Consider the following 6483-nt stretch of genomic DNA (forward strand, 5'->3'; position numbering starts at 1 on the left):
CCTATTTGCCGTTTGATTTTTCCAGAAAAGGCATTAATATTTCGAAATTCTTTCGAATCGAAACCTTAAGATGACCAAACGTAATACTCAGCAGCGCCGTCACACCATAGTGAGCCTGGTGCAGGAGCAGGGTGAAGTGAGCGTCGATGCCCTGGCCAAGCACTTCTCCACCTCCGAGGTGACCATTCGCAAAGATCTGGCCGTGCTGGAGACCGGTGGTCTGTTGCTGCGTCGTTACGGTGGCGCCGTCCCCCTGCCCAGCGAGATGGTGGTGGACGGCAATCCAGAGCAAGTTTCGAAACGAAAGCTGGCTATCGCCAAGGCGGCGGCCGAACGGATCCGCGATCACAACCGCGTCATCATCGACAGCGGCACCACCACCAGCGCCATGATCCCGCTGCTCGGCAACAAGCGCGGTCTCATCGTGATGACCAACTCCCTCAATGTGGCCGGCGCCCTGCGCGAGCTGGAAAACGAGCCTACCCTGTTAATGACGGGAGGCACATGGGACCCCCACTCCGAATCCTTCCAGGGTCAGGTGGCGGAGCAGGTGCTGCGTTCCTATGACTTCGACCAGCTGTTCATCGGTGCCGACGGCATCGATCCGGAACGCGGTACCACCACCTTCAATGAGCTGGTGGGGCTGTCCCGGGTGATGGCCGAGGTGTCGCGGGAGGTCATCGTCATGGTGGAGTCGGAGAAGATCGGCCGCAAGATCCCCAATCTCGAACTGCCCTGGTCCAGCATCCATACCCTGGTGACCGACGAGGGGCTGGCCATCTCGGCCAGAGAACGAATTCAGGCCAAGGGGATCCAGCTGATCTGCGCCCCCGTGGCAGTCTGACCTGAACAAATGATTATCCAACCGAATCAATAGCGTCTTAAGGAGAAGTGTATGTGTGGCATCGTCGGGGCCGTCGCCCAACGTGATGTGGCTGAAATTCTGGTAGAGGGTCTGCGCCGTCTGGAATATCGCGGCTACGACTCGGCCGGTGTGGCCGTGTTCAGCGCCAGTCAGCCGCTGCAGCGGGTGCGTCGCCTCGGCAAGGTGGCCGAGCTGGCCAAGGCGCTGGACGAGCAGTCCGTGCATGGCGGTACCGGCATCGCCCACACCCGCTGGGCCACTCACGGCGAACCGTCCGAGCGCAATGCCCACCCTCACGTCTCCGAGCATATCGTGGTGGTGCACAACGGCATCATCGAGAACCATGAAGAGCTGCGTGAAGAGTTGAAGGCGCTGGGCTATGTGTTCAGCTCCGACACCGACACCGAGGTGATCGCCCACCTGGTGCACCACGAGCTGAAATCCGCCCCCAGCCTGCTGGCTGCCATGCAGGTCGCGGTGAAGCAGCTGCGCGGCGCCTACGGCACCGTGGTGATGGACAGCCGTGACGACAGCCGCGTGGTGGTGGCCCGTTCCGGCTCCCCGCTGGTGATCGGCCGCGGCATCGGCGAGAACTTCATCGCTTCCGACCAGATGGCGCTGCTGCCGGTGACCCGTCGCTTCATCTTCCTGGAAGAGGGTGACGTGGCCGAAGTGACCCGTCGCGACGTGCACATCTTCGATACCCACGGCGAGGCCGTGGTGCGTGAAGAGCAGGAGTCCGAACTCTCCCACGACGCCGGTGACAAGGGCGAGTATCGCCACTACATGCTCAAAGAGATCCACGAGCAACCCAAGGCCATCACCAACACCCTGGAAGGGCGTCTGGGTGGTGATCACGTGGTGGTCGAGTCCTTCGGCAACGGCGCGCGCGCCATCTTCGACAAGGTCGATCACGTGCAGATCGTCGCCTGCGGCACCTCCTATCACTCCGGCATGGTGGCTCGCTACTGGTTCGAAGAGATCGCCGGCGTCTCCTGCGACGTGGAGATCGCCTCCGAATTCCGCTATCGCAAGTCGGTGGTGCGCCCCAACAGCCTGCTGGTGACTCTCTCCCAGAGTGGCGAGACCGCCGATACCCTGGCCGCCTTGCGCCTGGCCAAGGAGTCCGGCTACATGAGCTCGCTGGCCATCTGCAACGTGCCGGGCTCCTCTCTGGTGCGCGAATCGGATCTGGCCTTTATGACCCGAGCGGGGGCTGAAATTGGCGTGGCCTCTACCAAGGCGTTCACCACCCAGCTGGCCGGTCTGCTGATGCTGGTGGCCTCCATCGGTCGTTGCCGCGGCAACCTGAGCGCCGCCGCCGAAGCCGAGCTGGTCAAGGCGCTGCAGGCACTGCCGCTGCGCATCAAGGAGAGCCTGGCGCTGGCCAAGGATATCGAGGCCCTGGCCGAAGAGTTTGCCGACAAGCACCACAGCCTGTTCCTGGGTCGCGGCAGCCAGTACCCCATCGCCATGGAAGGGGCACTCAAGCTCAAAGAGATCTCCTACATCCACGCCGAGGCCTATGCCGCCGGTGAGTTGAAGCACGGTCCGCTGGCGCTGATCGATGCCGAGATGCCCATCATAGTGGTGGCGCCGAACAACGATCTGCTGGAGAAGCTCAAGTCCAACGTGGAAGAGGTGCGTGCCCGTGGCGGTATCCTCTACGTCTTCGCCGATGCCGATACCGGCTTCAAGAGCGACGAGACCATGCGGGTGATGAGCCTGAACCGCGTGGAAGAGGTGATCGCGCCGATCGTCTATACCGTGCCGCTGCAGCTGCTCTCCTACCATGTAGCCCTCATCAAGGGTACCGATGTGGATCAGCCGCGCAACCTGGCAAAATCCGTGACGGTGGAATAAGCCGTCGTCAGAAATGAAAAAAGAGCCGCATTGCGGCTCTTTTTTATTGGCGGTGCTGCCGGGCTGGCGTCATGACAGCCGCAGGTTGGTGATGGTCACGTCGTCCAGCGAAGGCACTATGATGCCGCTGGAGATGCTCTTGGCGATCGCCTGGTTGCGGTTCTTCGAGTCGGTCTTGTTGGTAACCTGATTGAGGTGGAAGTTCACGGTCCGTTCGCTGATGCCGAGGATGGTGGCGATCTCCCAGGAGGTCTTGCCCTCGCTGGCCCAGAACAGGCACTCCTTCTCCCGATCGGACAGTTCGGTCAGGTACTTCATCAGATCCGGTCTGCTCTTTATCAGCTGCAGCGCCGAGTTGAAGATGTAGCTGGCGCAAAACGACAGCAAGGGAACGTTTTCAAACATCAGATCGGAATTGGACTTCTCCTTGCTGATGAAGGAGAGGATGCCGTGTTCCCCCTGCGGCGTATGCAGCGGGAAAGAGACGCCGTTTCTCACCCCGAAGTCGGCGGCCAGGTTCATCACCTCCCGGCTGGCGCTGGGCAGCCAGGGGGAGTCGCAGTCGAGCTTGTTCCAGAAGATGGGCTGGGTCTGTTTCAGCCCCAGGAAGACGACCGGATCCTGGGTCAGGTAGTGCCGCTCCGAATAGGCATCGAACCAGCTGGTGGGGCAGTTGTTGAACAACGCCACATGGGATTTCTGCATGCTGATGGGGAAAATAATCAGCAAACGAAAGTAATCAAAGCCCATCTGGTGACTGAAGCGCTCCAGCTGCTGCTGGATGTCGCTGGTCTTCTTGGCCTTGGTGAACCGATCGATATGTTCCCAGATCGCATCGTTGAACATGAACTTCTCCTTTTTCGATCTCTATCAGATTGATCGAAAAGATATTTTTTATTTATTAATTTGGTGTTGTGACGAACAACGCCAGTGACTCCCGTGCTTGCTTAAAAATTATCCTGTTTTTTCAGCCGAAGGCCAACAAAATCATCTGATTGCCACTGACCCTCCACTCTGAGACAATGAGAATAGTTATCATTGTTAAGATTTATATCATGAACAAGTTTTGGGGTTTGGCCTTGTTGCCACTGTCAGTCCACTTCGCTGCCGGCGCCGACGAGCTGGTCGCGCCGGCACTGAAAAACAGCATAGCTGCCGGGAAAGCCTCCCAGCAGCGCGTGGAGAAAGCCGCCGATGCGGCCGTTGCCGCCAGGCTGGAGCTGCAGAATGCGCAGCTGCAACTGCGCGATCTGGAAGCCTACAACCGCTATATGCAGTCTCTGGTGGCCGATCAGCAAAATGAGTTGGGCAAGCTGAGTCAGCAGCTGGAGGCGGTACAGGAGACCCGGCAGGGCCTGATCCCGCTGATGCTGCAGATGCAGGCCGAGCTGGAGCAGCTGGTACAAAATGACATTCCGCTGCGCAAGGAAGATCGCCTGGCGCGGGTTGAACAGCTGAAAGCCACTCTGGCCAGGGCTGACGTGAGCGAAGCGGAGAAGTTCCGCCAGCTGCTGCAGGCCTACCAGATCGAAGCGGAATATGGCAGCCGGCTCGACAGCTATGCCGCCGAACTGGTGCTGGACGGCGCACCGCGCCGGGTCGACGTGCTGGCGGTGGGTCGGGTCTCCCTGTTGGCGATGACCGCCGATCGTTCCCAGGCGTGGCGCTGGTCCGGGCAGAACAAGCAGTGGCAGCCCCTCGACAGCCAGTGGCTCTCCCCCGTCGCCGAGGCGCTGGATATGGCCGCCGACAAGAAGGTTCCCCAGTTGTTGAATGTCCCCCTTTCTGTCAGCCGTGGTCAGGAGGCCCAGTCATGAGCGTCACCATGAAGTGGTTCCCCCTCGCCCTCGCCCTCTCTCTGGGCACCACTGCCGCTGTGGCCGACGAAGCCTGGCAGCAGCAGGAACAGGCCCGTGAACAGCAGGCACAGCAGGATCTGGCGTCCGTCTCCAAGGAGCTGAACAGTGCCCGCGCCAAGCTGGCCGAGGCCCAGCACCTGAGCAAGGAGCTGGCCAGCCAGTTCGCTACCAATGAGAAGCAGCTGGTGGAGCTCAATGCCCAGTGGGAGCAGGCCTCCGGCGACATGAACGAGATCTTTGCGGTCACCCGTCAGGGGGCCAGCGATGCGGTCAAGCTGCTGAGTGAATCCGCGGTCGAAGGTCAGTACCCCGAGCGCCTCGCGCCGCTCAAGGCGATGGCGCAGGAGAAGCAGGTACCGGATCGCGCCGCCCTCGCCCTGCTGCCTGCCACCCTGCAGCAGGAGATCCGCGAATCGGGCCGGGTTGCCCAGTTCAACGGCAAGGTGCTGGATGCCCAGGGGGCGGCCAGCGAGCAGCCACTGACCCGGGTCGGCAGCTTCGCGCTGTTTGGCGAGCAGGGGTTCCTGCAACCCACTGCCGAAGGCCTGAGCCCGGTGCTGGGCCTGCCCGGCAACGTGCTCTCCGCCGCGGCCGCCTATCAAGGCCAGGAAGGAGAAACGCTGCCGCTGGATCCCTCCCACGGCACCCTGCTGGCAATGCTGGCGCAAGCCCCTACCTTCTGGCAGCAAGTCCAGCAGGGTGGCCAGGTCGGCGCCATCATAGTGCTGCTGGCCGCCATCGGCCTGGGGATCGCCGGGGTGCGGCTGTGGAGCCTTTCCCGTGAACTGGGTCGGGTTCGTCGCCAGCTCAAGAGCGGTGAATATCATGCCGACAACGCCCTCGGCCGGGTGCTGACGGTGGCTGACAAGCATCCCGAGCTGAGCATGGAGACCCTCGAACTGCGTCTCGACGAGGCGATCCTGCAGGAGACCCCTCGCATGGAGCGCGGCATCGGCATGGTCAAGGTGATCGCGGCCATTGCCCCCATGCTGGGGCTGCTCGGTACCGTGACCGGGATGATCGGCACCTTCCAGGCCATCACCCAGTTCGGCACCGGCGATCCCAAGATCATGGCGGGCGGCATCTCCATGGCACTGGTCACCACGGTACAGGGTCTGGTCGCGGCCATTCCGCTGATCTTGGCCCACAGCCTGCTGCAGTCTCGCTTCACCGAGCTCTCCAACGTGCTGGAGCAGCAGGTGGCCGGCATTCTGGCCGAGCGGGCCGAAAGCAACCGTGACGGGATGGAGCGGGCGGCATGATGCTCGACATCTGGCAACAGCTGCAGAGCTTCATGGGTCGTGGCGGCCCGGTGCTCTGGGTCATTCTGGCCCTGCTGGTGCTGATGTGGATTCTGATGATCGAGCGGCTGCTCTACCTCAACCTGGGGTTTGCCCCGCTGCAGCGCCAGCTGCTCGGCCGCTGGCAGGCCCGCAGCGAGCGCCACAGCTGGCACGCTCGGGCGATTCGCGGGCGCTGGCTGGCCGAGGCCGAGCTTGAGCTCAACCGTCATCTGATCTTCATCCGCACCCTGGTGGTGCTCTGCCCCATGCTGGGGCTGCTGGGTACCGTGACCGGCATGATAGGCGTATTCGATGCGTTGGCCGCGGCCAACCGCTTTAACCCGGAGAGCATGGCGGGCGGGATCTCCCGTGCCACCATCCCCACCATGGCTGGCATGGTGGTCGCTCTCTCCGGCGTGTTGTTACTCAGCCGGCTCGAGAGCCAGGCCAAGCGTGCGCTGGCCAAGACCCGGGACGGCCTGCGAGAAGAGAAGGTAATGCAATGAGACGGCAATCCAAACGCCAGCGCGACGAAGTGCAGATCGACATGACCCCCATGCTGGATATCGTGTTCATCATGCTGATCTTCTTTATTGTCACCACCTCCTTCGTG

At 61.8% G+C, this 6483-nt stretch carries 7 protein-coding genes (1 of these 7 only partly in view); 6 read left to right on the top strand and 1 reads right to left on the bottom strand.

Translation table 11 applies throughout. The features are described 5' to 3' along the window. The first annotated feature begins 70 nt into the window (after window positions 1–70). Entirely contained in the window at window positions 71–844 is a 774-nt protein-coding gene (locus I6L33_RS04385) for a DeoR/GlpR family DNA-binding transcription regulator (RefSeq protein ID WP_005307234.1), read from the top strand. A 51-nt stretch (window positions 845–895) separates the two neighbouring features. Continuing rightward, on the top strand, window positions 896–2728 hold the full coding sequence (gene glmS, locus I6L33_RS04390; protein ID WP_216973616.1) for a glutamine--fructose-6-phosphate transaminase (isomerizing): 1833 nt from the start codon (window positions 896–898) through the stop codon (window positions 2726–2728). A gap of 69 nt (window positions 2729–2797) precedes the next feature. On the opposite strand, the gene I6L33_RS04395 is transcribed toward glmS, so the two are convergent. Next, the gene (locus I6L33_RS04395) at window positions 2798–3574 is read right to left on the bottom strand and encodes a LuxR family transcriptional regulator (RefSeq protein ID WP_016352388.1); all 777 of its coding nucleotides are present in this window, start codon (window positions 3572–3574) and stop codon (window positions 2798–2800) included. Between the two features lie 209 nt (window positions 3575–3783). On the opposite strand from I6L33_RS04395, the gene I6L33_RS04400 reads away from it, so the two are divergent. The 4 genes in view from I6L33_RS04400 to I6L33_RS04415 are tightly spaced (each overlapping or abutting the next) and all read left to right on the top strand, a layout consistent with a single transcriptional unit that may run on beyond the window. After that, window positions 3784–4545 carry a DUF3450 domain-containing protein gene (locus I6L33_RS04400; protein ID WP_216973617.1) on the top strand — a complete coding sequence of 254 codons (762 nt, stop codon included), beginning with the start codon at window positions 3784–3786 and terminating at the stop codon, window positions 4543–4545. Further along, window positions 4542–5849 carry a MotA/TolQ/ExbB proton channel family protein gene (locus tag I6L33_RS04405; protein WP_216973618.1) on the top strand — a complete coding sequence of 436 codons (1308 nt, stop codon included), beginning with the start codon at window positions 4542–4544 and terminating at the stop codon, window positions 5847–5849. Before I6L33_RS04400 ends, I6L33_RS04405 begins: the two co-directional genes overlap by 4 nt. Continuing rightward, entirely contained in the window at window positions 5846–6376 is a 531-nt protein-coding gene (locus I6L33_RS04410; protein ID WP_005307253.1) for a MotA/TolQ/ExbB proton channel family protein, read from the top strand. Before I6L33_RS04405 ends, I6L33_RS04410 begins: the two co-directional genes overlap by 4 nt. Then, window positions 6373–6483, top strand: partial view of a biopolymer transporter ExbD gene (locus tag I6L33_RS04415; protein ID WP_010635580.1) — the beginning only. Its footprint extends 291 nt past the window's final position; the window shows 111 of its 402 coding nt (coding positions 1–111); the start codon lies at window positions 6373–6375; its stop codon lies beyond the right edge, outside the window. Before I6L33_RS04410 ends, I6L33_RS04415 begins: the two co-directional genes overlap by 4 nt.

Origin of the sequence: Aeromonas sp. FDAARGOS 1403, assembly GCF_019047325.1 — a bacterium.
In the GTDB taxonomy this organism is placed as follows: domain Bacteria; phylum Pseudomonadota; class Gammaproteobacteria; order Enterobacterales; family Aeromonadaceae; genus Aeromonas; species Aeromonas dhakensis.